Origin of the sequence: Microbacterium plantarum (assembly GCF_035231185.1) — a bacterium.
GTDB lineage: Bacteria > Actinomycetota > Actinomycetes > Actinomycetales > Microbacteriaceae > Microbacterium > Microbacterium plantarum.
This window is the reverse complement of sequence record NZ_CP141117.1, coordinates 1,349,920-1,373,638: the sequence shown is the minus strand read 5'-3', so window position 1 is coordinate 1,373,638 and position 23,719 is coordinate 1,349,920. Positions and strand designations below refer to the sequence as shown.

Genomic DNA, 23,719 nt, shown 5'->3' with positions numbered 1-23,719 from the left:
GCGCACACTGGCGGCGGAAGGACGGTGATCCCGTGCTCACGATCCCCGAGGCGCTCGCCGCTCAAGCCGAGAACGGCCGACACAAGGCGGACGGGCTGCGCTCCCCGGCTCGCTTCACGGTGTCGGGCATGCTCGCCGGCGCCTACATCGGTGTCGGGGTCGTGCTCATGGTCACGGCAGCCGGGCCCCTCTTCGCGGCAGGCTCGGGGTGGGGCAAGCTCGTGTCGGGACTGGTGTTCGGGGTCGCCCTGACGATCGTCGTCATCGCGGGCGGCGAGCTCGTGACCTCCTCGATGATGACGGTCCTCCAGGCGGCGCTCATGAGGGCCGTGCCGGCGGGGCGCGCCGCCGGGGCGGTCCTGTGGACGTTCGGCGCCAACCTCGTCGGATCGGTCGTGTTCGGAGCGCTGATCGTCGCGTCGGGGGTGCTGCACAGCAACACCGCGGCCGGCACGATGATCTCCGACATGCTCGCCGCGAAGGCACACGAGTCGCCGATCGAGCTGTTCGTCCGCGGCATCCTGTGCAATGTGCTCGTCTGCATCGCGATCTGGATGACGGTGCGGCTGCGCAGCGAGACCGCCCGCATCCTGGTCGTCTTCGCGGCGATCCTCGCGTTCATCACCTCCGGCTTCGAGCACGTCGTGGCGAACATGACCACGTTCACGATCGGTCTGGTCTCCGGCGACCCGTCGGCGACCGTGGGCGGCTTCGCCCTCAACCTGCTGCTCGTCGGCGCCGGGAACCTCGTCGGCGGCGGACTCGTCGTCGGCGCCGGATACTGGTTCGTCGGCGGCTCCCCACGGCTCGCTGACGCGTCAGCGAACGTCCCGAACTCCGGACTCAGGAGCTCCATCGCGCGATAGGTGGGCCCGAGCGGCCATGCGCGCCGCGACCGCCCCATCGTCTCGGCGAATTCGGGGGTTATCCGGACGGATTCGCTTATCGCTGACGCCTAGACTGAACCCGTCCGCGGGAGTGGTGGAATTGGCAGACACGCAGGATTTAGGTTCCTGTGCCTCACGGCGTGTGGGTTCAAGTCCCACCTTCCGCACGGATCGGGCGTTCGCCCGCCCTCGCGTCATCCTCTCCCGACGGGAAACTCGTGCATCAGATCGCCCTCATCCCCTGGCTCGACCCCGCCACCATCATCAGCGCGGCGGGTCCGTGGGCTCTGCTCGTGGTGTGCTTCATCATCTTCGCCGAGACGGGACTGCTCGTCGGCTTCCTGCTCCCCGGCGACACGCTGCTGATCATGGCCGGCCTGCTGTCGAACCCGGTCACGCACGCCCCCCACGGAGTCTTCGGGATCAACGTCTGGATCGTCGGTCTCCTGATCGGATTCTCGGCATTCCTCGGCGGTGAGGTGGGCTACGTGATCGGTCGCAAGGGCGGTCCCGCCGTCTTCGAGCGCAAGGAATCGGGCCTGTTCAGTCGCCGCAACGTCGAGCGCACGAACGCGTTCTTCGAGCGATACGGCGGCGTCACCGTCATCCTCGCCCGATTCGTGCCCATCGTCCGCACGTTCGCGCCCGTCGCCGCCGGTGTCGGCAAGATGCCGTGGCATCGGTACTCGCTCTACAACCTCATCGGGGCCGTCATCTGGGGCTTCGGCCTGACCGTGATCGGCTACCTCGTGAGCCTCATTCCCGGCGTCGGCGAGTTCGTCGCGAAGTACATCGACGTCATCCTGCTCGCGGCCGTCGTCGGCACCGTCTTCTTCATCGTGTGGCACTACTTCGCCGAGAAGCGCAAGGCGAAGAAGGAGATGGCTGCGGGGCCCGACGAATACACCGACGCCGACGAGGCGCGCGAGCTCGTGCTCGACCCGGAGGTCTTCCGCGAGCACGGCCACAGCGCTCCGCACGCGCACCGCCCCGACGCGTCCACGACCGACACCGACCGGCGCACCGACCCGCGGAGCTGATCAGGAGGCTTTCGCGCTCTTCTTCGCCGGAGCCTTCTTCTCGGCCGGCTTCTTCGCGGGAGCCTTCTTCGCGGGAGCCTTCTCGTCCGTGTCCTTCTTCGCGGCGCTCTTCGCGGTGCTCTTCTTCGCGTCCGTCTTCGTGCCGGAGCGCCCCGCGTCGCCGCCGTCCGACGTCTTCGAGCCCCCGCCACGCGCCGCACGGCTGCGCTCGACACTCGCCCGCAGCGCCTCCATCAGATCGATGACCTCGCCGCCCTCCTTCTCGGCCTTCTCACCGAAGGTCTCCGAGGTGTCGAGGGCGTCGCCCTTCTCGAGCTTGGCGTCGATGAGCGTCCGCAGCTCCTCCTGGTACTCGTCCGTGAACGCCTCGGGATCGAAGTCGCTCGAGAAGCTCTCGACGAGGGATGCCGACATCTCGAGCTCCTTCGCCGAAATGCGCACCGACTCGTCGAGGGCGGGGAACGCCGCCTCCCGAACCTCGTCCGCCCACAGCAGCGTCTGCAGCACGAGCACATCACCCCGCACGCGAAGCGCGGCGAGCCGCGTCTTCTGCCGCAGGGAGAACCGCACGATCGCGGTCCGGTCGGTCTGCTCGAGCGTCTTGCGGAGCAGGACGTACGACTTCGGCGAGGAGGAGTCGGGCTCGAGGTAATACGCCTTGTCGAGCGTGAGCAGGTCGATCTGATCGCTCGGCACGAACTCGACGACGTCGATCTCGCGGCTCCGCTCGGAGGGCAACGACGCCAGGTCCTCCTTCGTCAGGACCACGGTCTGCTCGCCGTCGTCGTAGGCGCGATCGATGTCGGCGTAGGGCACGACCTCACCGTCGATCTCGCAGATGCGCTGGTAGCGGATGCGCCCGCCGTCGGCGTTGTGCACCTGGTGCAGCGGCACGTCGTGGTCCTCGGTCGCCGAGTAGACCTTCACCGGCACATTGACGAGCCCGAAGGTGAGGGCGCCTTTCCAGATCGATCTCATGCACGAAGTACACACCGCAACCCCTCACCGACGCCAGCGGGTGGCGCAATAGCCTGTCGGCATGGCAGGAGAGCAGACGGTCCAGGTCGACGGCCGCCGGCTGCGCCTGTCGAACCTCGACAAGGTGCTGTACCCGAGAACGGGCACCACGAAGGGCGAGGTGATCGACTACTTCTCGCGCATCGCGCCGCTGATGCTGCCGCATCTCGACCGGCGCCCGGTGACACGCAAACGCTGGCCCGAGGGCGTCGAGCAGCCGGACTTCTTCGCCAAGGCCCTCGAGCCCGGAGCCCCGTCATGGCTCCCCCGCCTGCCGATCGACCACTCCAGCGGGTCGAAGGACTACCCCCTCGTCGAAGAGGTCGCCTCGCTCGTCTACCTCGCACAGGTCGCGAGCCTCGAGCTGCACGTCCCGCAGTGGCGCTTCACCGACGCCGGCGAGCGCGGCGCCGCCGACCGGCTCGTCCTCGACCTCGATCCCGGCCCCGGCGTCGGCCTGGCCGAGTGCGCCGAGGTGGCGCGGTGGGTGCGCAGCATCCTGTCGGACATGGGCATGGAGCTGTTCCCCGTCACGAGCGGAAGCAAGGGCATCCATCTGTACGCTCCGCTCACCGGCACGCAGACGAGCGATCAGGCCTCGGCGTTCGCCAAGGAGCTCGCCCGGGCGCTCGAGGCCGACCACCCCGACCTCGTCATCAGCCAGATGACCCGCAGCGCCCGGGCGGGCAAGATCTTCCTCGACTGGAGCCAGAACAACGGCTCTAAGACCACCATCGCTCCCTACTCACTGCGTGGCCGCGACGAGCCGACAGTGGCCGCGCCACGGACGTGGGACGAGCTGGACGACCCCGACCTGCGCCATCTGCGCTTCGACGAGATGCTCGAGCGCGCCCGTGACCTCGGCGACCTGCTGGCGCCCCTCGCGCCCCGGCGGACGGCACCGCTCGCGCCCTACCTCGCCAAGCGCTCCGCGGACCGGACTCCCGAGCCGATGCCCGAGGCGGTGTCGGTGAGTGCGTCGGGGGTTCCGGGTACCGGCTCCGCCGGCAAACCCCGGTTCGTCATCCAGGAGCATCATGCTCGCCGCCTCCACTACGACCTGCGACTGGAGCGGGATGGCGTACTCGTCAGCTGGGCCGTGCCGCGCGGCATCCCCGAGACATCGGACCGCAACCATCTCGCCGTGATGACCGAGCCGCACCCGATGGAGTACCTGACCTTCCACGGCGAGATCCCGGCCGGTGAGTACGGCGCGGGAACGATGACCATCTGGGACACCGGTCTCTACGACCTCGAGAAGTGGCGACACGACGAGATCATCTTCACGCTCCGAAGCACGAACGGCGGAGGGGCAGCCGATGCGCGCCTCGTGCTCATCCGCACCGGCGGGTCGGGTGAGAAGTCGCAGTGGTTACTGCACCGGATGAGAAGCGACGTCACGGATGCGGCAGGCGCGGCGAGCCCCGGTTCTTCAGCATCCGAGACAGCCGCGTCGTCGCTGGGCGCGGCGGGTCCGGTGCCGCCCATGCTGGCCGTCCCCTCGTCGCCCGGGCCCGCCCGCGCGGCCGCGGAACGGTGGGGTCCCTGGGTCGAGTTCAAGTGGGACGGAGTCCGGGCGATCGCCTTCTGGGACGGCAAGCGGATGCGGTTGTACGCGCGAAGCGGTACCGACATCACCGCACGCTACCCCGAGCTCACCGACGCAGATGCCGATCTCGGCCTGGGCGACATTCCCCTCGTGCTCGACGGTGAGATCGTCGCGCTCGACGAGGCGGGCCGGCCGAGCTTCCCGCTCCTGCAGAACCGGATGCACCTCACCAAGGCCCGCGAGATCACCCGAGAACGGGCTCGGACTCCGGCCGACTTCTTCGTCTTCGACCTGCTGCGGCACGGTGACCGTGATGTCACTGATCTCCCGCTGCGGGAACGTCGTCGCCTGCTCGAGTCCGCGTCGGCGCGAGCACGGCCTCCGCTGGCCGTGCCGCCGGTGACGGATGACCTCGACGCTGCGCTCACCGCGGCCCGCCAGCTCGATCTCGAGGGCGCGGTCGTCAAAGACCCCTCGTCCCGCTATCGCATCGGCGTCCGTTCCGAAGAGTGGCTCAAGGTCAAGCTGACGCGAACGCAGGACGTCGTCGTCGGTGCCATCCGGCCGGGCAAGGGCGCCCGACGGGGCGGCATCGGGTCGCTGCTGCTGGGCATCCCCGACGACGACGGGGCGCTCCGGTACGCCGGTCGCGTGGGGTCGGGGTTCTCGGATGCCGAGCTGACACGGCTCACCGCGGCCCTCGACCCCCTCCGCACCGATCGGAATCCGTTCGTGGGTGTCCCGGCGGCCGACGCATCCGATGCGCTGTGGGTGCGACCCGAGCTCGTCGGCGAGGTCGAGTTCGCCGAGTTCACCCCCGGCGGCATCCTGCGCCATGCCCGGTGGCGCGGCCTGCGGCCGGATCGAGCGCCCGGCGACGTCCGCCGCGACGACGGCTAGAGCGAGCGCAGCACCTCGGTGAGCGCTACGAAGGCTCGCGCCCGGTGCGACGCGGCGTTCTTCTCCGCGGCGGACCACTCCGCGACGGTGCGAGCGGGCCCGGACTGCCCGTCGGGAACGAAGACGGGGTCGTATCCGAAACCGCCCTCGCCAGCCGCCTCGGTCGCCAGCCGGCCCGGCCAGACGCCTTCGACGACGTGCTCGGTGTCACCGTCGACGAGGGCGATGACCGACACGAACTGTGCGGTGCGGCGCGGGTCGGCGATGTCCGAGAGCTGATCGAGCAGCAGAGCCGTGTTGGCGGCGGCATCCTTCTTGTGGCCGGCCCAGTAGGCCGAGAAGGCACCCGGGGCTCCCCCGAGGGCGTCGACGCAGATCCCCGAGTCGTCGGCGAGCGCCGGCAATCCCGTGTGCGCCGCTGCGGCCCGGGCCTTGATCAGCGCGTTCTCCGTGAAGGTGACGCCGTCCTCGACCGGCTCCGGACCGTCGTAGCCGATGACTTCCAGATCGGGGCGGACCGCCGCGACGATCGCGTGGAACTCCTCGACCTTGTGCGGGTTGTGGGTCGCCAGGACGATGCGGCCGGTCATGCCAGCGTCGCCGCCTGGATGTCACGCAGCTGCGCGCATCCGTTCACACCGAGCTCGAGCAGCGCGTCGAGCTCGCGCTTGTCGAAGGGCGCGCCTTCGGCGGTGCCCTGCACCTCGACGAAGAGTCCGCGGCCGGTGACGACCACGTTCATGTCGGTCTCGGCCCGCACGTCCTCGACGTAGGCGAGGTCGAGCATCGGCGTTCCGTCGATGATCCCGACCGACACCGCCGACACCGAGTCGACCAGCGGCGCGGAGCGCTGTGCGATGAACTTCTGCGACCGGCCCCACTCGATCGCGTCGGCCAGGGCCACGTAGGCTCCGGTGATCGCGGCGGTGCGGGTGCCGCCGTCGGCCTGCAGCACGTCGCAGTCGATGACGATCGTGTTCTCGCCCAGCGCCTTCGTGTCGACGACGGCGCGCAGGGCACGACCGATGAGACGCGAGATCTCGTGCGTCCGCCCGCCGACCTTGCCCTTGATCGACTCGCGGTCGTTCCGGCTGTTCGTCGCGCGCGGCAGCATGGCGTACTCGGCCGTGACCCAGCCCTTGCCCTTGCCCGTCAGCCAGCGCGGGACGCCGTTGGTGAACGACGCCGTGCAGAGCACCTTCGTACCGCCGAAGCTCACGAGAGCCGATCCTTCGGCATGGGCGCTCCAGCCGCGCTCGATCGTCACGGTGCGGAGCTGGTCGGCGGTGCGCCCGTCGGCGCGCAGGGAATCGGTCATGAGGGGTCTCCGATCGGACGGCGGATGAGGGTCAGGATGCGGGTGGGGCGAGCTTCGGCAGCACGATCGCTCCGGTCTGGACCATGCGGACCGACGGCACGCCACGACCCATGAGCCGGTCGGCCAGGTTCAGGAAGTCGTCGCCGGAGTCGCCCGTGGCCTCGTAGACGTGACGGGGAACCGCGTCATCGTTCGCGAGCAGGCCGCGGGAGACCAGCTGTCGGTACACGTCCTTCGCCGTCTCGGAGTCGCTCGACACGAGCGCGACGTCGGGGCCCATGACGTAGCTGATCGCGCCTTCGAGGAAGGGATAGTGGGTGCAGCCCAGGACGAGCGTGTCGACCCCGGCGTCCCGGAGCGGCGCCAGGTACTCCTCGGCCACGGCGAGCACTTCGGGAGACTGCGTGATGCCCGCCTCGACGAACTCGACGAACCGCGGGCAGGATGCCGCGAACACCTCGAGGCGCTCGTTGACCTCGAGCATGTCCTGATACGCACGAGATGCGATCGTGCCGATCGTGCCGATGACGCCGATGCGGCCGTTCCGGGTGGTGGAGATCGCCGCGCGCACGGCAGGGTTGATGACCTCGACGACCGGGACGTCGTAGCGCTCCCGCGCGTCGCGCAACAGGGCCGATGAGGCGGTGTTGCACGCGATCACGAGCATCTTCACGCCCTCGTCGACCAGAGTGTCGAGGACCTCGAGCCCGTAGCGCCGGACGTCCGCGATGGGCTTCGGGCCGTAGGGCGAATGAGCCGTGTCGCCGATATAGAGCAACGACTCTCGTGGCAGCAGCTGCGAGATCGCCCGTGCCACCGTGAGCCCACCCACACCCGAGTCGAAGATTCCGATGGGCGCGTCATTCACGATCATCGAGCCTACCTGGCGTCGCGCCCTCACATCCCGAGGCGCTGCAGCGGGATGCGGCGTCGCTACAGTGGCACACATGGCCTCCAGCGCTCTGCTCACCGACCGTTACGAGATCACGATGCTGCAGGCTGCGCTGCGCGACGGCACCGCCGATCGGCACTGCGTGTTCGAGGTCTTCGCGCGTCGGCTCCCGGGCGGGCGGCGATTCGGCGTCGTCGCAGGCACCGGGCGACTGCTCGAGGAGGTCGAGAACTTCCGCTTCGGCGACGAGGAGCTGGAGTTCCTGCGCGAGCACGGGGCGCTCGACGAGCAGACTCTCGCGTGGCTCGCCGACTACCGCTTCACGGGCACGATCACCGGGTACCGCGAGGGCGAGCTCTACTTCCCCGGCTCGCCGGTCCTGACTGTCGAGGGCACCTTCGCCGAGGCGGTCGTGCTCGAGACCCTCGTGCTCAGCATCCTCAACTACGACTCCGCCGTCGCCACGGCGGCGGCGCGTATGGCGATCGCCGCCGGTGACCGCCCGCTCGCCGAGATGGGCTCGCGTCGTGCGCACGAGCGCAGCGCAGTGGCTGCGGCCCGGGCCGCGCACATCGCGGGCTTCGGCGCGACCAGCAACCTCGAGGCGGGCCGCACGTGGGGCATCCCGACCATGGGCACCGCCGCACACGCCTGGACGCTGCTCCACGACACCGAGGAAGCGGCCTTCCGCAGCCAGATCGACGCTCTCGGCGTCGACACCACGCTGCTGATCGACACCTACGACATCACCGAGGGCGTCGCGACGGCGATCCGAGTCGCCGGTACCGGCCTCGGCGGCGTTCGGATCGACTCGGGCGACCTCCCGACCGTCGCAGCCGACGTCCGCGCGCAGCTCGATGCACTCGGCGCGCGCGACACACGCATCACGGTCACGAGCGATCTCGACGAGTACGCGATCGCGGCCCTGGCGGCATCCCCCGTCGACGCATACGGCGTGGGGACGTCACTCGTCACCGGCTCGGGCACCCCTACAGCGGGCATGGTGTACAAGCTCGTCGCGCGGCAGAACGACGACGGATCGTGGCTCTCGGTCGCGAAGGCGTCAGCGGACAAGGCCTCCCACGGGGGTCGCAAGACGGCGTTCCGTGCGCTCGACGGCGGTACGGCCAAAGAGGAGGTCGTCGTCGTCTCCGACGGCTTCGAGCCGCTCGACACCCCTGCCGAGCACCCCGACGCGCGCGCACTGCAGACGACGCTCTTCTCGGATGGGCGTGCTGTGACCGAATGGATCGGGGCCGCGGGGGTTCGCGCCGCCCGCGCCCACCACGCCAGCGTGATCGAGGAGATGCCGGTGCGCGCTCTGGCGCTCAGCCGATCCGAGCCCGCGATCCCCACGGTTTACCGCGACGCCGATTGAGGTCGCCGCGTCGACTGGGCCCACAACGCCGAAAACGCCGGGTCCAGCGACGACGCGTCAGCGCGTCATCGACTCGTAGATCTCCTTGCATGTCGGGCAGACGGGGAACTTCTCCGGATCACGACCCGGCGTCCACTTCTTGCCGCACAATGCGCGCACCGGCTTGCCGGTGATCGCCGACTCGAGGATCTTGTCCTTCTTGACGTAGTGCGAGAACCGCTCATGGTCGCCCGGCTCGATCGTCTCCTCGCGGATCAGCTCTTCGAGCTCGCGGTCGAGGGTCGCGAGACCGCCCTGGTCGGGAGAATCGAGAGGAGTGCTCATGCGGGAATTCTATCGGCGAACGATCAGGTCGTCTCGGCGAATGCCATCAGCCGGTCCCCGCGGCGGTCGAACAGCAGACCCCCGATGAGGATGCCGACTGCGAGCACAAGCAGCCCGACCCCGAGTCCGGTTCCGAGAGCCCACCACTGCGCGTGCGCCTCCCCCTGCAGGAACCGCCAGGACCACCACAACGCCGGCGATGCGGCGAGAAGCGCGCCGACCAGCACCGCGCCCTGAGCGACCCCGCCGCCCGTGCGCTGGGGCTGCTGGAACGGACTGTCTCCGTGCCGGGCGACGGCGTAGGGAGCGAGGACGGACGACACCGACGAGAGGCCGAGGCCACCGAAGAGCAGCGCGGAGCACACCCCGACCATCACCGGCAGAACGTTCCAGTCACCGTGGATGCCGATTCCCACCGGGATCGCGATTGCGAGCAGCGGCAGTGCGACCAGGAGCAGCGGCACGAGTCGCCCGATGCGGTCAGACGCACCGCGCACAGCGCTCGAGATGTGCAGCCACACCGCCGAACCGTCGTACGCGAGGTCATTGTGGACGACCCAACCGAGCAGGAGGGCGATGAGCGGAGCGGGGATCAGCGCCGCGATCTCATGCGGCACGCCGACGATGATGAGAGGCACGACCGCGACGACGGCCGCGACCGGGATGATCGCGATGTCGACGAGGTACCGCGGATCACGCAGCCAATACACGAGAGAGCGCGCCGCCACCGCGCCTCCGGGCGTGCCCGGGGTGACGGTGAACCAGCCGAGTCCCCGGCGCTCACGGACGGATACGGGTCGCTCGGTGTGGGTGAGCATCCGTCGCACGATCAGGATCCATGCTGCGGCCAACGCCGCGACGGACAGAACCGCGACGATCACGACGGCCGGACGCGGATCGAGCGGCAGAACCCATGCCGCCCCGACGGGGGTGACCGCGAGGGTCCTCACCGCAGCGAGTAGGGGGCCCGGAACGCCGTCGTCCCAGTTCAGCGATGCGAGGAAGACCGCGACCGGGATCGCGACCACCGCGATGCCGAGCAGCAGCAGCGTCGTCAGCTCGCGCGACCGGCGGTCGGCGAGCACGAGAGCGGCGACCCCGAGGGCTACTCGCGCGAGCAGGAGCTGGGTGACGACGATCAGCGCGGCGCCGAAACCCGCCGCTACCGGGTCGACGCCATGGGCGATCCAGGTCAGGGCGACGGCCACCGCGACCACGATCACGGCCGCCGAAGGCAGACTCAGCGGACTGGCCGCGGCGGTCGCGGCCGCGACGAGCCGCCAGTCACGGCCGGTCACGATGAAGGCGCGCGGATCGAGAGGGTCGCGAACGGGAGTGACCAACGGCACCACCGCGAAGCAGGCCGACACGGCCGCCCCACCGACCGCGAGCACCACCAGTGCGCTCGCGAGGGGCGCGTCCTGCAGGCGCAGGAGCGCGAGGACGATCGCACCGACCAGCACGACGGCCGCGGCCAGCGCTGTCAGAGCGCGGGCACGGTGGAATCGCAGCGCCCCGACCAGGACGTCGAACCTCAGTCGGAGAACGTGTGCAACCATTCGAGGCCCTCCACCGCGCTGGTCCCGCCGGCGAGTTCGAGGAACCGCTGTTCCAGCGTGCGCCCGTCCCGCACCTCGTCGACCGTCCCGGCTGCCAGGATGCGGCCGCCGACGAGAACGGCGACGCCGGAGCAGGCGCGCTGGACGAGTTCCATGCCGTGACTCGACAGGATGACGGTGCCGCCGTGGGCGACGTACTTCTGCAGGATGTCGAGGATGGCGGCGCTCGATACGGGATCCACCGACTCGAAGGGCTCGTCGAGCACGAGAAGGCGCGGCGCGTGGATCATGGCACCCGCGAGCATGACCTTCTTCGTCATGCCGGCCGAGTAATCCGAGACGCTGCGTCCGAGCGCGTCGGTCAGATCGAAGGCCGCAGCGAGGTCGTTGATGCGATTCTCGACGACCGCGGGCTTCAGTCCCCGCAGGACGCCGTAGTAGTACAGGAGCTGACGGCCGGACAGCCGGTCGAAGGTCCGCAGGCGGTCGGGCAGGACGCCCATCTGCCGCTTCGCCCTGGCCGGGTCTCGACGGATGTCGATGCCCGCGATCTCGACAGCCCCCTCGTCGGGACGGAGGAGTCCGGCGATCATCGACAGCGTGGTCGTCTTGCCGGCACCGTTCGGACCCACCAGCCCGTAGAACGACCCCGCGGGGATCTCGAGGTCGATGCGGTCGACTGCACGCGCCTCGCCGTAGGCCTTGGTGACGCCGCTCAGACGCAGCGCCGGGGGCGCGGCTTCCGTCTCCACATCGGCCACAGCATCGGCCGCCGGCGCGGTGACGACGGGCTCCGGCTCCGGCTCAGGTTCCGGCAGGGGCTCGGGCTCAGGTTCCGGCTCCGGCTGCGGTTCTGGCTCCGGCTCAGGCTCGGGCTGCGGCTCCGGCTCCGGCTCCGGCTCCGGCAGGGGCTCGGGCTCGGGCTCGGGCCCGGGCTCGGGCTCGGGCTCAGGTTCCGGCTGCGGTTCTGGCTCCGGCTCAGGCTCGGTCGCCGGGGCGCTCTCCGGTCCAGCCGCGTCCGTCGCTGCCTCGTCGTGCAGCTCAGCGGGCGCGGATGCCGCGTCGCCCACGATCGCATCGCTCGATGCCATGCCATCCGACTCCGCGTTCTCACGCGCGGCGTCCTCCGCCGGTGCCACGAACGCGGCCGCAGCGACGGCTGCGGGAATCTCAGGCTTGGGCGGCGTCGTACCCGCCGCGGTCGAAGCGCTCGCGGAGCGCGGCTTCCGCGGGGACTTCTTCGCCGCGGGTGCCCCCGACGCGCGCGGCTTCCGCGGCTTCGCCGTCTTCACGGGGGACTTCTTGCGGTCCGTCGACGCTTCTTCGGACGAGGCGGCAGCCGACGTCGCGGCGACCGCGAGTCCGGCCGCAGCGACCTCGGCGGGGATGTCCGGCAGAGGTGGCACAGAGGTATCGACAGGCGACTCGACACGCTTCTCGATCTGGGGGGCGGAGGTGTCGTCTGTCACCCCCCAAACCTATCAAGCGGGTGGTCAGCGCCACGGCTCGTCGTCATCAGCAAACACCGAGAATCGCGCTACCAGGAAGGTCACGAAAGCGCAACGGCTCCGAGTGTTCCGGCGAGCTCCCAGAAGCGGTCGGTACCATGAAAAACGCTCTGCCGGGGTTTCACCTCGGTGAATACTGATCTAACTCGTAACTTCAGGAGATGCTCGTGGGCCTTCAGATCGTGATCCTCGCCGCAGGGATGGGTTCCCGTCTGGGCCGTTCCCTCCCCAAGCCGCTGACCGAGCTGAACGACGGCCGGAGCATCATGCAGCAGCAGCATGACAACATCCGCGCCGCTTTCGGCGACGACGCGCGCATCACGACCGTCGTCGGCTACCGCGCCGAGACGATCGTCGACGCATTCCCGGATGTCGACTACGTCTACAACGCCCGCTACGACGAGACGAACACCTCGCAGAGCCTGCTGCGCGCACTCAAGGCCTCGGGCCGCGGCGGCGTGCTCTGGATGAACGGCGACGTCGTGTTCGACCCCCGCGTGCTCGGACGCGCCGTCTCGCTCATCGAGCGGGATCAGTCGTTCGTCACGGTCAACACCGCGAAGGTGAGCGACGAAGAGGTCAAGTACACCGTGAGCGGAGAGGGCTTCATCAAGGAGCTCTCCAAGACCGTCCGGGGCGGCATCGGCGAAGCGGTCGGCATCAACTACATCTCCGGGCGCGACAAGAAGGCTCTCATCGCGCAGCTCGGTCGTGTCGACGACCAGGATTACTTCGAGCGCGGACTCGAGCTCGCGATCGCCGAGAACGGCCTGCTGCTGGAGCCGATGGACATCTCCGACCTCTACGCCGTCGAGGTCGACTTCGCGGAAGATCTCGAACGCGCGAACCTCTACGTCTGACCCCGCCGCGCCCGCGGCGCGAGAGGATGGGTGTCATGGCCCGAAAGGTGCATCGCATCGACTCTCTTCCCGACGACGCCCCGCGCCGCGACGCGGGCGACCCTGAGGGAGCGCAGCATCCGCTGACCGTCCGCACGCTCGACCGGCTCCTCGCCGTGCAGCGTCCGGTCGTCCTGGCACATCTGCGCGGCATCCGGCAGCGGCACCCCGGTGCCACGACCGCCCAGGTCGTGCAGATGCTCGAACGTCGATACCTCACGGCGGTCACCACGGGCGGCGCGGCGGTCGGTGCCACGGCGGTGATCCCCGGGATCGGCACGGCCACGACGCTCGCCCTCAGCGGCGTCGAGACGGCGGGATTCCTCGAAGCGACCGCTCTGTTCGCGCAATCTCTCGCAGAACTGCACGGCATCCCGGTCGACAACCCTGATCGCGCTCGAGCCCTGGTCCTCGCGCTCATGCTGGGCCGCGAGGGCGCGGATCTGGTCGGTCAGTTCGCACGACAGGCCAGCGGCAAGGGCGCAGCGCGCAGCTCCTACTGGGGCGAGCTCGTGACGTCATCCCTCCCCCGTACGGCCGTCGGTCCTGTCCTCGACCGGTTGAAGCACGCTTTTCTGCGCCGCTTCGCCGCGGCGGGAGGCGCGTCGGTCGTCGGCAAGGCGCTTCCGTTCGGCATCGGCGCAGCGATCGGCGGCACGGGCAACCACATCCTCGGGCGCCGCGTCATCTCGGGCGCACGCCGGGCCTTCGGCGTTGTCCCGAGCGCGTTCCCGGCGACGCTGGATCCCGGAGAGGAAAATCAACCGAACGGACGAGGTCCGGCGCTCGTGGCGCGTCGGATCAGCGGCACGTTCGCCGAGGGCGGCCGTCAGATCGGCTCGCTCGCCTCTCGACCGTTCCGGCGTGTCGAGCGGCGCAGCGCTCGAGAGAAGGGCGCGAACGACGCTTCCGCCGATCGGAGAGAATCATGATCGCTTTCGTCGTGACGATCCTCCTCGTGGGCGCCGTCTTCAACATCGTCACGTGGCCGACCTTCCTGCGACGTGTCTCACGCGACCCGCGCGCGAGGGATGCCGACGGGCGGCGTACCCGGTTCTTCACCGTGCATCTGGTGCTCGTCGTGATCGCCGTCGCGCTCGCGGCGCTCTTCCTCGCCGGCGCGGCGATGATCGGGCTCGCCGGGATCTGAGCCGGCGCTGGTCCCGGTCAGGCGTCGTCGAACTCCGCCTCGTCGCGTTCGTCGGCGACCGTGACCGTGCGTGCGTCCCACTCCGCCCATCGCTGCATGAGCAGCTCGATCGCGGCGTGGAAGCGCGCCGTCGCGGCCCCCGGCGACGTGTCGCCGAAGTAGTGTTGCGACCACCCGCGCAGGTGCCCGGACGCGTCGGGGTCGTCGGCGATGCGGTCTGCCATCTCGACGATCGATGCCGCCGAGGCCGCGTCGAGCCAGGCGGCATCCGCGAGGTAGCCGCCCGTATCGACGAGCGCTGCCGGATCCGCGGGCCGGGTGACGAGCAGCGGCTTCGCGACCGCCAGCCGGTCGTAGATCATCGCGGAGATGTCGACGACGGCGAGATCGGCGGCGGCGAGCTGCCACCCCAGCTCGGGACCATCGTCGTACACGTGATGAGCGAGCGGGTCAGCGCTGTTGGCGGCGGCGATCGCCGCGACGATGCGCCGATGCGCGTCACCGTACGCCGCGTCGACGACCCCGGACCTCGGATGCGGCCGATAGATCAACCGGTGCTGCGGTGACGCGAGGACCGCGGCCGCCAGAGCCTCGCCGTGCGAGGCGATCGAGCCATAGTGCGCGGCGGGGCGGTCGCCCTCCCAGGTGGGCGCATAGAGGATGACGCGGCGCCCGTCCTCGGGGTACGGGAGCGATCCCGAGAAGTGATCCGCCTGCGGCCGACCGATCGCGATCGTGCGCGCGTCGAGGTCGTAGTCCCAGAGAACGCGACCGAGACGCTCTCGAGCCGCATCACCTGCGATCAGGGCATAGTCGTACGCCTTGAACTGGTTCGTGGTCATGTACATCTTGTCGGACTCGCCGTGGTTGATGAACACATGCCATCGGTGCCCGTAGCGGAACATCTGGAAGTTACGGGTGTTCTGATTGACGTACAGGACGACCCGGATGTCCTGCGCGGCGACCACCGATTCGAGGGCCCGGACGGTCGGGGCGAACAGGACGGGCAGCGCACCATCGGCGAGGATCGCCTGCGCGCCGGTGGCGCTGCGGCTGATGACGACGACCGGCCAGGTCTTCGCGAGGAGTTGGAGCGGCTTGTACCACTGCCGTATCTGGTACATGTTCACGTCACCGTCGGCGAAGTACACCGCGATGCGGAAGTGACCGGCGGGTGGCTGCGGCGCCCTGGTGAGGGAGCGTCGCACGTCGACGTACGCGGCCCGGTTCGAGACGGCACGCCGCACCAGGGCGACGGCTTTTCGGACGTCCGAGATGATTCCCACCCTTCCAGGGTACCGAGCGGGTCAGCCGGAGCGTATCAGCGGGAGCGGGCGCGCGTGACATGATCGACGGATGCATGACGACGCGCACGGATGGCGTCCGGCGCCCGTACCGGACCGAGGCGCGGGCGTGTCCTTCGTCATCCCCGTGCTCAATGAGCGCGACTACCTCGAACACGCCGTGCGCAGCGTGCTCGCTCAGGACCTCGACGCGCCCATCGAGGTGATCCTCGCGCTCGGCCCGTCCTCCGATGGAACGGACGCGGTGGCCCGCCGGCTCGCCGACGAGGAACCGAGGATCCGTCTCGTCCGAAACCCCGCGGCTCACATCCCCGTCGGCTTGAACATCGCGATCCGGGCGGCTCGCTACCCGACGATCGTGCGGGTGGACGCGCATTCGGAGCTCGAGCCCGGGTACGCGCGCGCCGCACTCGACACGCTCGCTCGGGTGCAGGCGGCGAACGTCGGCGGTGTGATGCGCGCCGAAGGCCGAAGCGCTTTCCAGCGAGCGGTGGCCCGCGCCTACAACTCGCGCATCGGGCTCGGCGGCGGCGCATACCACGGCGGTACCACCGAGGGCCCCGCCGAATCCGCCTACCTGGGCGTGATGCGGCGCAGCGTCCTCGACGAGGTCGGGTTGTTCGACGAAGGAATCCGCCGCGGCGAGGATTGGGAGCTCAACCTCCGCATCCGGCGAGCCGGGTATCGGGTGTGGTTCGACCCCGACCTGCACGTCACCTATTGGCCTCGCGACAGCTGGTCCCGCCTCGTACGGCAGTTCCGGGCGACCGGCTCATGGCGGGGCGAGCTCGTACGACGTTTCGGCAGACGGAACGGTCTGCGCTTCTTCGCTCCCCCGGCACTCGTCGTGGCGACCGCCGCATCGCTCGTCGTCGGCGCGGCCCAGCTCCTCGGAGCGGCGCCGGGACGCGCCGGCATCCTGCTGTCGATCGCCCATGCGCCTGTCGCGGCCTACGCGGCCCTCATCGCCGTCGTCGCGGCCGGGCGCGGCGGCGGTCGCGGACTGCGAGACCGCCTCTGGACCCTCGCGGTCCTGCCGTCGATGCATCTGTCATGGGGCGTCGGCTTTCTGCAGGGCGCCGCGCGCGGGGCGCGGGGCACCGTCGACACATCGCGTCTCGAGCGGAACACGCCGCTTCCCTAGGTCAATCGCGCGAGACCAATCCCTGGTCGAGGATCCGCGCGACCACGCGCTCTGCGGCCCGAGAGTCATCACGAGCGTTGAACCGGGCGCGCCAGCGGGCGTACCGCTCGGGGTCGCCCCCCTCGCCGGAGGTGATGGCGCGAACCAGTTCCTTCTGCGTCCGCACGACCGGACCGGGGGCCGCATCCGTCAGATCGAAGTAGAATCCGCGCAGCTCACCGCGGTAGTGCTCGAGGTCGGGAACGAAGAAGTACATCGGCCGCCCGGTGACGGAGTAGTCGAACATGACGGACGAGTAGTCGGTGATGAGTGCGTCCGAGGCGAGCTGAAGCGCAGCCAGGTCGGGGTACGACGTCACATCGATCACGCGGGCCCCGCGCTCGTCGGCGCCGGGCGCCAGCGTCCGCGAGTGCCCGCGGACCAGCACCACGGCGCCCGTCGCCTCGGCGAGCGCTGGCAGATCGAGGAAGTCGACGATCGTCTGACGGTCGTCGCGCCACGTGGGCGCGTACAGCAGCACCTGCTCTCCGGCATCGATCCCGAGGGACGCGCGCACGGCTTCCCGATCGCCGGTGTGCAGTTCATCCGTCCGCGGATACCCTTCGACCCACACCGGCTTGCGCCGGAACGCGTACGCCGCCCGGAGCACACGTGCGCTGTAGGGGTTCTGGGCGAGGAGGATGTCCCAGCGCCTGCTCTCTCGGAACACGGCGAGGGCCCGTCGCGGGTCGAAGCCCGGCCGGTGGAGAGCGAGTCGTTTGAGAGGCGTACCGTGCCAGGTCTGGAGGACGACCTGACCCGGTTTCCGGACGAACTGCCGGCGCAGCCAGTCGTTGACCACGAGCAGTCGGGCGGCGCCCCGGGCTCGCCACCATTCGGGGCTTCCGTCGACCACGGCGATCGCTCCCTCGGGCACCGCGACCGAGAGATCGACAACGCTCCAATAGCGGGTGACTGCGGGAGCCACGCGTGCCAGTTCGCGGTCGATCGCGAGCGGATTGTCGCTCGCGCTCCGGCCGTAGAAGCTCTCGAAGAAGACGGCGTTCTCGAGGGGTCCGCGGTGAGCGGCATAGCGCTGTTCGAGGGCCCGACTCCCCTCTCCCGACGCGAGCGCCGGATCGACGGGCGGCCCGATGCGCAGCAGTGCTCCGTCCCAGCTCGCGCGAAGCGTGCGCCCGTGGAAGGGCGCCGGCATCTCGGTGTCCTGGCCGCCGTCGCCCTGCATTCGGACGCCGTCGATGACGAGGTCGTAGCTTCCCCCGGGCAGCGGGAGGGAGGCGCCGCCCCAGCGGGACGCGTGCAGAGGGACACGCGCCGTCCAGCCGCCGGCCACAGTCGTCACCTCGGCGCGAGATCGCGCCCGCGGGCCGACGACCTGAACCTCGCCGGGCGTGGGGCCGGCACCGCTCACGGTGAGGACGGGTGAGCCCTCGACATCGAACCCGATGATCATCACGACCGCTCCCCTGCAGCTTCCGGCACCGCAGCGACGATCGCCTCGTGTACTCGACGCGCGTTCCCGCCGTCTCGCCACGCGTGCATGCGCAGGCTCAGCTCAGCCGATCGGCGGCGACGACGATCCGTTTCCGGTCCTCCCGCGAGGAGCTCGTCGAGCTGCGAGCACAGCTCGGGCCACGATCGGGCGGCGTCGTCGCCCGCGACCTCCCCGTAGGTGCCGTAGAAGCCGCGAGTGCGGGCGTAGCGCTCGACATCGGGGGCCAGGAAGAGCGTCGGCAGCGGCACGAGCCCGGCGTCGTAGACGAGAGAGGAGTAATCCGTGACGAGCGCGTCCATGGCCGGGAGCAGGGGCGTCACGTCCGGGACGAGGTCGCTCCCGAGTATGCGGACGCGCGGCGTCGGCGACGGTGGGGTGTAGTCGCCCCCGCCCAGGGGGTGAGAGCGGACCAGGAGAACGGCGTCGTGCGCCTCGAGAACGGTAAGGATGCGCTGCCAGTCGGCAGCGTCGGGCGTCGCCGGATCGGGGTCTCCGTCGCGCCAGGTCGGCGCGTACAGCACGGCATGAGCATCTGCGAGGCCGGGGACCGCGGTCTCGAGGCGCCGACGCGCGTCCTGTCGCCCCTGTCGGCGGTCCGCGGGCGAGAGCACGTCGACCCGCGGCTCACCGAGCACGGGCACATGGCTGTCGTCGAGCCCGAAGGCGCTCTCCAGGCGGCCGCGCACGCGGTGGGACGCTGCCGGCAGGAGGTCGATCTGAGCCTGCGTGCGCCGATACGCCAGAGCCAAGAGACGCCGGATGCCGGGAACACCGCCCAGCCGACCGGGGTCCGTCGTGACCGGCGCGTCGAGGCCGATCCGCTTCAGCGGGATGCCGTGCCACAGCTGCACGAGGAACGCACCGCCGACGCCGTAGCGATTGACGTCGCCCAGACCATGCGTGACCACGACGACCCCCGCCCGGGCCGTATGCCAGAAGCCCGCAAGCGAGTCCCGCTGCACGGTCGGGATGCCGAGGCGCTTCGCATCGTCGGCCTGCCGCTGCGACGACACCAGCCACACGGCCCGGCGACGGGGCGCCGCCTGCCAGAGGGCGAGCGCCCCATCGGCGATGCCGACGGCGCACCCGAACACCCAAGCGGATCGATCACGCGGGATCACGAGGGTGGCGAGCCGTCCCGCGAGATAGGCGGGGATGCGCAGGACCTTGCGCACATTGCCCGCGCCGAACGAGAAGGACGCCACCCCGCGAGCCTATCGCGGGGTGGCGTCCGGGCCGGTACGGCGCTTACTGCTGCAACTGGCCGAGGGTCACGGTCGCGGTCTGCTCACGGCCGTCACGCACATACGTGAGCTTGGCTTCGCTGCCTGCGGCCAGTGCGCGCACCTGTGCGGTCAAGTCGACCTGGTCGGTGATGGCGATCCCGTTGAACTCCGTCACGATGTCGCCGTTGCGCAGGCCCGCCGACGCGGCGGCCCCACCCGAGCTCACCTCATTGATGAGAGCGCCGGCACGCGTCGCGCCGGGTGCCGCAGCGGCATCTCCGACCGTCGCGCCGAGGAGGCCGTGGGTAGCCGAGCCGTTGTCGATGATCTCGTTCGCGACGCGTTCGGCGACCGTCGAGGGGATGGCGAACCCGACACCGATGGAGCCGGCCTCGGTGGACGCCCCGCCCGCGCTCGCGATCGCGACGTTGATGCCGATCAGTCGACCCTTGCCATCGACGAGGGCGCCGCCGGAGTTGCCCGGGTTGATGGCGGCGTCGGTCTGGATGACCGAGATCGCGATCGACGACTTCGGCTGGGACGGCGTCTGCTGACCCTGGCCGAAATCGAACTCGAACGGCGTGCGCCCGCCCGGGGTCTCCTGCTGCGATCCGCCTTCCGATTCGGGCGCCGCCGACGACGCGATCTGGATCGAGCGGTTCAGCGCGCTCACGATGCCCGTCGTCACGGTGTTGGACAGCCCCAGAGGCGCGCCCACGGCGACCGTCTGGTCGCCGACGTTGAGCTTGCTCGAGTCGGCGAACTCGATGGGGGTGAGGCCTGAGGCGTCGGTCAGCTTGATGACCGCGAGGTCGTACGTCGGGTCAGTGCCCACGATCGTGGCCGCGTACACCCGGCCGTCCGAGGTGGTGACCGAGAGCTTCGGGTCGCCGGTGGCTCCGTCGAGCGTGACCACGTGCGTGTTCGTCAGTACGTAGCCGTCTTCGCTGAGGATCACGCCGGAGCCCGTCCCGCCGGAGGTGCCGGACGAGGCGGAGATGGTCACGACACTCGGCAGCACCTTCGTCGCGATGGCCGTGGTCGCGTTGACCGAGTCGGGGTTGTTGACGGTGATCGACGACGGGCCCGAGCTCTGGGAAGCGGGAGCCGCGACGAACGACGATCCCACCGCCGCCGCGCCACCGACACCGGCCGCACCACCGACGAGGGCCGCCGCAACGAGGATCGCCGCGATCTTCCCGCCTCCGACCTTGCTTCGGTCGTGAGACTCGGGGGCCGCGGTCGTCGCGAAGGGCTGACCGAAGGCCGGAGCGCCACTGTGCGGTGCGGGCTGGCCGTAGGGCTGAGTCGGCTGGGTGTGGAAGGCCGGGCCGGGGTCCGCCGGCGCGCCGGGCAGCGGCGGGCGGGGCGGGATGGACGCGTCGGCGCGCGGCGTCGCTGCCGCGTCAGGTGCCGACACGGGCGAGGTACGGGCGTGGTCGGCAGGCTGCTCGGCGTCGCTGCGCGCGTCGGGAGTCCGGTCGTCGGGGAAGTTCTGATCGCTCATCGAGGTTGCTCCTTTGTCCAAGCAAGAACAGGTTGCCGCCCCATGCTGTGGTTTGCCTATGCCGAGGATGGGACACGCCTATGCGTGTAGCCTGAGCCGGATGCACGAGGTTCCCGGCGCGTGGCGCCGCGCCGCACGAGGCGCCGGTCTCCTGACCGATGACGGTCTGCCCGTCCCCACCATCTTCGCCGAGATGACCGCGCTCGCCGCTCGAACGGGCGCGATCAACCTGGGTCAGGGCTTCCCCGACGAGGACGGGCCGCAAGAGGTCCTCGAGGCCGCGCGCGCGGCCATCGCCGGCGGCCGTAACCAGTACCCGCCCGGTCGCGGAGAGCCGGAACTGCTGGCCGCGATCGCCGAGCACCAGTCGCGTTGGTACGGCATCGAGCTCGACGCCGACACGCAGGTGCTGGTGACCGCCGGCGCTACCGAGGCTCTCGCCGCGACGGTGCTCGCGCTGGTCGACGGCCCGGATGACGAAGTCGTCGTCTTCGAGCCCTACTACGACGCGTATGCGGCCCTGGTCGCGCTGTCCGGTGCCCGCCTCGTGGGCGTTCCGCTCCGGTGGCCCGACTTCCAGCCCGACCTCGACGAGCTCGCCGCAGCCGTCACCGATCGCACCCGCATCATCCTGGTCAACGACCCGCACAATCCGACCGGGACGGTCTTCTCACGCGAGACGATCGACGAGATCGTCCGCTTGGCGCATCGGCACGACGCCGTGATCGTCACGGACGAGGTGTACGAACACCTGACCTTCGACGCGCCCCACGTCCCGATCGCGACCCTGCCCGGCGCCGCTGGGCGGACGCTGTCGATCTCGTCCGCAGGCAAGACGTTCTCGGTGACGGGCTGGAAGGTCGGGTGGGTCACGGGCCCCGCCGAGCTCGTCCGCGCAGTCCTCGCGGTCAAGCAATGGCTCACGTACGTCAACGCCGGCCCGTTCCAGCTTGCCGTCGCCGCCGGACTGCGGCTTCCCGACGGCGTCTTCTCGGGTATCGCCGATCGTCTGCGCGCGGGTCGGGATCTCCTCGGCGCCGGGCTGCGCGAGGCCGGCTTCGCCGTGTCGACCCCAGCCGGTTCGTACTTCACCGTCGCGGATGCCGCGCCCCTCGGGGCTTCCGACGGCGACGCGTTCTGCCGGGAGCTGCCGGACCGTGCGGGTGTCGTGGCGATCCCGCTGACGGCCTTCGCGTCGCCCGCGCACCGGACCGAGTACGCCACGCTGGTGAGGTTCGCCGCCTGCAAGCGCCCGGACGTCCTGGCCGAGGCGTCAGCTCGACTCGCGCGGGCCTTCTGACCGGGGCACGACCTCGAAGCGGCGCAGCCGAAGCGCGGGGTTGACCCGTCGGACGCGCTCGACCGCATGGACGTCGATGTGGGCGACGGCGACGTCGCTCGACGTTCCCACCGCGGCGATCTCCACACCCTGCGGATCGAACACCCCGGAGTTGCCGACCCCCAGCGGCGGCGGATGGTCCGCGGCCGCGACGAAGAAGGTGTTCTCGATAGCGCGAGCCCGCAGCAGCGTGTTCCACTGCAATTCCTTGAGCGGGCCGCGCACCCACTGTGCGGGAACGAGGACGACGTGCGCGCCGGTGTCGGCGAGTACGCGGCCGATCTCCGGGAACCGCAGGTCGTAACAGGTCATCAGCGCGAAGCGCACGCCGTCGATCTCGAAGGTCTCGGGCGGCGCGATCGCACCGGGCTCGACCCAGTCGGACTCGCGCTGCCCGAAGGCATCGTAGAGGTGCAGTTTGCGGTACGACGCGACGAGCCCGTCGGGTCCCACGGCCACGACCGTGTTGCGCACGCGCTCGGCGTCCGAAGCCCGCTCCAGAAGGCCCGCGACGATGTGCACGCCGTGATGACGTGCGAGGTCGCCGAGCCCCTCGACGAACGGACCCTGGAGGTCCTGGGCGTTCTCGCGGAGCGTCTCGTCGAACGGGTCGACGAAGTAGCTCGAGTACTCCGGGAAAAGGACGATCTGGGCTCCGCGCGACCGAGCGCGTTCGACGAACCCGGCGATCGCGCGGAGGTTGTCGTCGACGTCGGCCGCGGGCGCGAACTGGGCCACGGCGAGAGCTGTCATCGGTCCTCCGAACGGCGGTGGCGGTAGATGAGCGGTGAGACCACCCAGAGCAGAGCTATGAGGAACGCCAGCGCGCCCCCCGCTACCCAGGATGCCGCAGTGCTGACCACGACGTCGAAGACGAAGACGACCACGCCCACCAGCAGGACCGATACCGTCACCAGCGCGAACAGCAGAGCCGTGTGACCGAACGCGACGACGGCGGGCTTGGCCCGGCGGCGGAACAATCCGCGATGGAGGGCCACCGGCGACAGGGCGACGATCGCGCTGAGTGCTGCCAGCACGACGAGGGTCAGATAGAACACCCGCTGCGGCCCGCTCAGGTCGCGGAACGCCGGTTGGAAGGCGAGAGCCAGCAGAAAACCGGTCAGGATCTGGGTGCCCGTCTGCAGGACGCGCAACTCCTGGAGCAGCTCGTTCCAGTTGCGGTCGGCACGCTCGTCCGCCGACTCGGCACGACCGTCGTCTGCGACGTCATCGCCTCGGTCGGCGACCGGGGTGGCGGGACTCATGTCGCTATCTTCCTCGCC

The 23,719-nt window shown here is 70.1% G+C and carries 22 protein-coding genes and 1 tRNA gene; 10 read left to right on the top strand and 13 right to left on the bottom strand.

The features are described 5' to 3' along the window. Window positions 1-32: 32 nt before the first annotated feature. The 3 genes from VC184_RS06545 (at window position 33) to VC184_RS06535 (ending at window position 1,927) form a co-directional block, all read left to right on the top strand. Window positions 33-866, top strand: a complete 834-nt coding sequence (locus tag VC184_RS06545; RefSeq protein ID WP_323987570.1) for a formate/nitrite transporter family protein — start codon at window positions 33-35, stop codon at window positions 864-866. Between the two features lie 106 nt (window positions 867-972). Further along, window positions 973-1,054, top strand: a tRNA-Leu gene (locus tag VC184_RS06540). Window positions 1,055-1,105: 51 nt separating this feature from the next. Further along, window positions 1,106-1,927 carry a DedA family protein gene (locus VC184_RS06535; protein ID WP_323987569.1) on the top strand — a complete coding sequence of 274 codons (822 nt, stop codon included), beginning with the start codon at window positions 1,106-1,108 and terminating at the stop codon, window positions 1,925-1,927. Here VC184_RS06535 and ku read toward each other — a convergent pair whose 3' ends face one another. Then, window positions 1,928-2,905: a non-homologous end joining protein Ku gene (ku, locus tag VC184_RS06530; protein WP_323987567.1), complete on the bottom strand. Its 978-nt coding sequence runs from the start codon at window positions 2,903-2,905 to the stop codon at window positions 1,928-1,930. A 61-nt stretch (window positions 2,906-2,966) separates the two neighbouring features. Between ku and VC184_RS06525 the strand changes: the two genes are divergently transcribed. Further along, on the top strand, window positions 2,967-5,393 hold the full coding sequence (locus VC184_RS06525; RefSeq protein WP_323987565.1) for an ATP-dependent DNA ligase: 2,427 nt from the start codon (window positions 2,967-2,969) through the stop codon (window positions 5,391-5,393). Here VC184_RS06525 and rdgB read toward each other — a convergent pair. From rdgB to murI, 3 genes are read right to left on the bottom strand one after another with little or no spacing between them, the layout of a single operon-like run. Further along, window positions 5,390-5,983 (bottom strand): RdgB/HAM1 family non-canonical purine NTP pyrophosphatase, encoded by a 594-nt coding sequence (gene rdgB / locus VC184_RS06520; protein ID WP_323987564.1) that lies wholly within the window; start codon window positions 5,981-5,983, stop codon window positions 5,390-5,392. The two genes, VC184_RS06525 and rdgB, sit on opposite strands and share 4 nt — an antisense overlap. After that, window positions 5,980-6,711: a ribonuclease PH gene (gene rph / locus VC184_RS06515; protein ID WP_112614334.1), complete on the bottom strand. Its 732-nt coding sequence runs from the start codon at window positions 6,709-6,711 to the stop codon at window positions 5,980-5,982. The genes rdgB and rph overlap by 4 nt, the downstream gene beginning before the upstream one ends. 31 nt (window positions 6,712-6,742) lie before the next feature. Next, a complete protein-coding gene (gene murI, locus VC184_RS06510; RefSeq protein ID WP_114587995.1) occupies window positions 6,743-7,579 on the bottom strand; it encodes a glutamate racemase in 837 nt (278 codons plus the stop codon). 79 nt (window positions 7,580-7,658) lie between these two features. On the opposite strand from murI, the gene VC184_RS06505 reads away from it, so the two are divergent. Beyond that, window positions 7,659-8,981: a nicotinate phosphoribosyltransferase gene (locus VC184_RS06505; RefSeq protein ID WP_274177733.1), complete on the top strand. Its 1,323-nt coding sequence runs from the start codon at window positions 7,659-7,661 to the stop codon at window positions 8,979-8,981. A gap of 57 nt (window positions 8,982-9,038) precedes the next feature. Here VC184_RS06505 and VC184_RS06500 read toward each other — a convergent pair whose 3' ends face one another. From VC184_RS06500 to VC184_RS06490, 3 genes are read right to left on the bottom strand one after another with little or no spacing between them, the layout of a single operon-like run. Then, window positions 9,039-9,305, bottom strand: coding sequence for a DUF3039 domain-containing protein (locus tag VC184_RS06500; protein ID WP_023951164.1), 267 nt, complete (start codon window positions 9,303-9,305; stop codon window positions 9,039-9,041). A gap of 23 nt (window positions 9,306-9,328) precedes the next feature. Then, entirely contained in the window at window positions 9,329-10,864 is a 1,536-nt protein-coding gene (locus VC184_RS06495; RefSeq protein ID WP_274177732.1) for a hypothetical protein, read from the bottom strand. Further along, window positions 10,840-12,333: an ABC transporter ATP-binding protein gene (locus tag VC184_RS06490; protein ID WP_323987563.1), complete on the bottom strand. Its 1,494-nt coding sequence runs from the start codon at window positions 12,331-12,333 to the stop codon at window positions 10,840-10,842. The genes VC184_RS06495 and VC184_RS06490 overlap by 25 nt, the downstream gene beginning before the upstream one ends. A 206-nt stretch (window positions 12,334-12,539) precedes the next feature. Between VC184_RS06490 and VC184_RS06485 the strand changes: the two genes are divergently transcribed. The 3 genes from VC184_RS06485 to VC184_RS06475 are packed head-to-tail and all read left to right on the top strand — an operon-like array spanning window position 12,540 to window position 14,421. Further along, window positions 12,540-13,232 (top strand): phosphocholine cytidylyltransferase family protein, encoded by a 693-nt coding sequence (locus VC184_RS06485; RefSeq protein WP_112614328.1) that lies wholly within the window; start codon window positions 12,540-12,542, stop codon window positions 13,230-13,232. Window positions 13,233-13,267: 35 nt separating this feature from the next. After that, window positions 13,268-14,203 (top strand): hypothetical protein, encoded by a 936-nt coding sequence (locus tag VC184_RS06480; protein WP_282502449.1) that lies wholly within the window; start codon window positions 13,268-13,270, stop codon window positions 14,201-14,203. Then, a complete protein-coding gene (locus VC184_RS06475) occupies window positions 14,200-14,421 on the top strand; it encodes an SCO4848 family membrane protein (protein ID WP_282502448.1) in 222 nt (73 codons plus the stop codon). Before VC184_RS06480 ends, VC184_RS06475 begins: the two co-directional genes overlap by 4 nt. Window positions 14,422-14,438: 17 nt before the next feature. Here the strand turns inward: VC184_RS06475 and VC184_RS06470 are convergent, their stop codons facing one another. Further along, on the bottom strand, window positions 14,439-15,707 hold the full coding sequence (locus tag VC184_RS06470; RefSeq protein ID WP_282502447.1) for a CDP-glycerol glycerophosphotransferase family protein: 1,269 nt from the start codon (window positions 15,705-15,707) through the stop codon (window positions 14,439-14,441). Between the two features lie 70 nt (window positions 15,708-15,777). Between VC184_RS06470 and VC184_RS06465 the strand changes: the two genes are divergently transcribed. Then, entirely contained in the window at window positions 15,778-16,869 is a 1,092-nt protein-coding gene (locus VC184_RS06465) for a glycosyltransferase family 2 protein (protein ID WP_282502446.1), read from the top strand. A 1-nt stretch (window position 16,870) separates the two neighbouring features. Here the strand turns inward: VC184_RS06465 and VC184_RS06460 are convergent, their stop codons facing one another. From VC184_RS06460 to VC184_RS06450, 3 genes are read right to left on the bottom strand one after another with little or no spacing between them, the layout of a single operon-like run. Continuing rightward, window positions 16,871-18,322, bottom strand: a complete 1,452-nt coding sequence (locus VC184_RS06460) for a CDP-glycerol glycerophosphotransferase family protein (protein WP_282502569.1) — start codon at window positions 18,320-18,322, stop codon at window positions 16,871-16,873. Further along, window positions 18,322-19,569, bottom strand: a complete 1,248-nt coding sequence (locus tag VC184_RS06455; protein ID WP_282502445.1) for a CDP-glycerol glycerophosphotransferase family protein — start codon at window positions 19,567-19,569, stop codon at window positions 18,322-18,324. Before VC184_RS06455 ends, VC184_RS06460 begins: the two co-directional genes overlap by 1 nt. Window positions 19,570-19,612: 43 nt before the next feature. Then, on the bottom strand, window positions 19,613-21,097 hold the full coding sequence (locus tag VC184_RS06450) for a S1C family serine protease (RefSeq protein ID WP_282502444.1): 1,485 nt from the start codon (window positions 21,095-21,097) through the stop codon (window positions 19,613-19,615). Window positions 21,098-21,197: 100 nt separating this feature from the next. Between VC184_RS06450 and VC184_RS06445 the strand changes: the two genes are divergently transcribed. Next, on the top strand, window positions 21,198-22,397 hold the full coding sequence (locus tag VC184_RS06445) for an aminotransferase class I/II-fold pyridoxal phosphate-dependent enzyme (RefSeq protein ID WP_269266493.1): 1,200 nt from the start codon (window positions 21,198-21,200) through the stop codon (window positions 22,395-22,397). On the opposite strand, the gene VC184_RS06440 is transcribed toward VC184_RS06445, so the two are convergent. Next, window positions 22,371-23,189, bottom strand: a complete 819-nt coding sequence (locus VC184_RS06440; protein WP_323987562.1) for a carbon-nitrogen hydrolase family protein — start codon at window positions 23,187-23,189, stop codon at window positions 22,371-22,373. The two genes, VC184_RS06445 and VC184_RS06440, sit on opposite strands and share 27 nt — an antisense overlap. Further along, window positions 23,186-23,701 (bottom strand): DUF6328 family protein, encoded by a 516-nt coding sequence (locus tag VC184_RS06435; protein WP_112614310.1) that lies wholly within the window; start codon window positions 23,699-23,701, stop codon window positions 23,186-23,188. The genes VC184_RS06440 and VC184_RS06435 overlap by 4 nt, the downstream gene beginning before the upstream one ends. Between the last annotated feature and the right edge of the window lie 18 nt (window positions 23,702-23,719).

Coding starts and splice junctions, on each gene's coding strand:
- VC184_RS06465 (WP_282502446.1), top strand. CDS start 15,778: ATGCATGACGACGCGCACGGATGGCGTCCGGCGCCCGTACCGGACCGA.
- VC184_RS06495 (WP_274177732.1), bottom strand. CDS start 10,864: ATGGTTGCACACGTTCTCCGACTGAGGTTCGACGTCCTGGTCGGGGCG.
- VC184_RS06440 (WP_323987562.1), bottom strand. CDS start 23,189: ATGACAGCTCTCGCCGTGGCCCAGTTCGCGCCCGCGGCCGACGTCGAC.
- VC184_RS06480 (WP_282502449.1), top strand. CDS start 13,268: ATGGCCCGAAAGGTGCATCGCATCGACTCTCTTCCCGACGACGCCCCG.
- rdgB (WP_323987564.1), bottom strand. CDS start 5,983: ATGACCGGCCGCATCGTCCTGGCGACCCACAACCCGCACAAGGTCGAG.
- VC184_RS06435 (WP_112614310.1), bottom strand. CDS start 23,701: ATGAGTCCCGCCACCCCGGTCGCCGACCGAGGCGATGACGTCGCAGAC.
- VC184_RS06475 (WP_282502448.1), top strand. CDS start 14,200: ATGATCGCTTTCGTCGTGACGATCCTCCTCGTGGGCGCCGTCTTCAAC.
- ku (WP_323987567.1), bottom strand. CDS start 2,905: ATGAGATCGATCTGGAAAGGCGCCCTCACCTTCGGGCTCGTCAATGTG.
- VC184_RS06445 (WP_269266493.1), top strand. CDS start 21,198: ATGCACGAGGTTCCCGGCGCGTGGCGCCGCGCCGCACGAGGCGCCGGT.
- VC184_RS06450 (WP_282502444.1), bottom strand. CDS start 21,097: ATGAGCGATCAGAACTTCCCCGACGACCGGACTCCCGACGCGCGCAGC.
- VC184_RS06460 (WP_282502569.1), bottom strand. CDS start 18,322: ATGATCATCGGGTTCGATGTCGAGGGCTCACCCGTCCTCACCGTGAGC.
- VC184_RS06505 (WP_274177733.1), top strand. CDS start 7,659: ATGGCCTCCAGCGCTCTGCTCACCGACCGTTACGAGATCACGATGCTG.
- VC184_RS06525 (WP_323987565.1), top strand. CDS start 2,967: ATGGCAGGAGAGCAGACGGTCCAGGTCGACGGCCGCCGGCTGCGCCTG.
- VC184_RS06500 (WP_023951164.1), bottom strand. CDS start 9,305: ATGAGCACTCCTCTCGATTCTCCCGACCAGGGCGGTCTCGCGACCCTC.
- rph (WP_112614334.1), bottom strand. CDS start 6,711: ATGACCGATTCCCTGCGCGCCGACGGGCGCACCGCCGACCAGCTCCGC.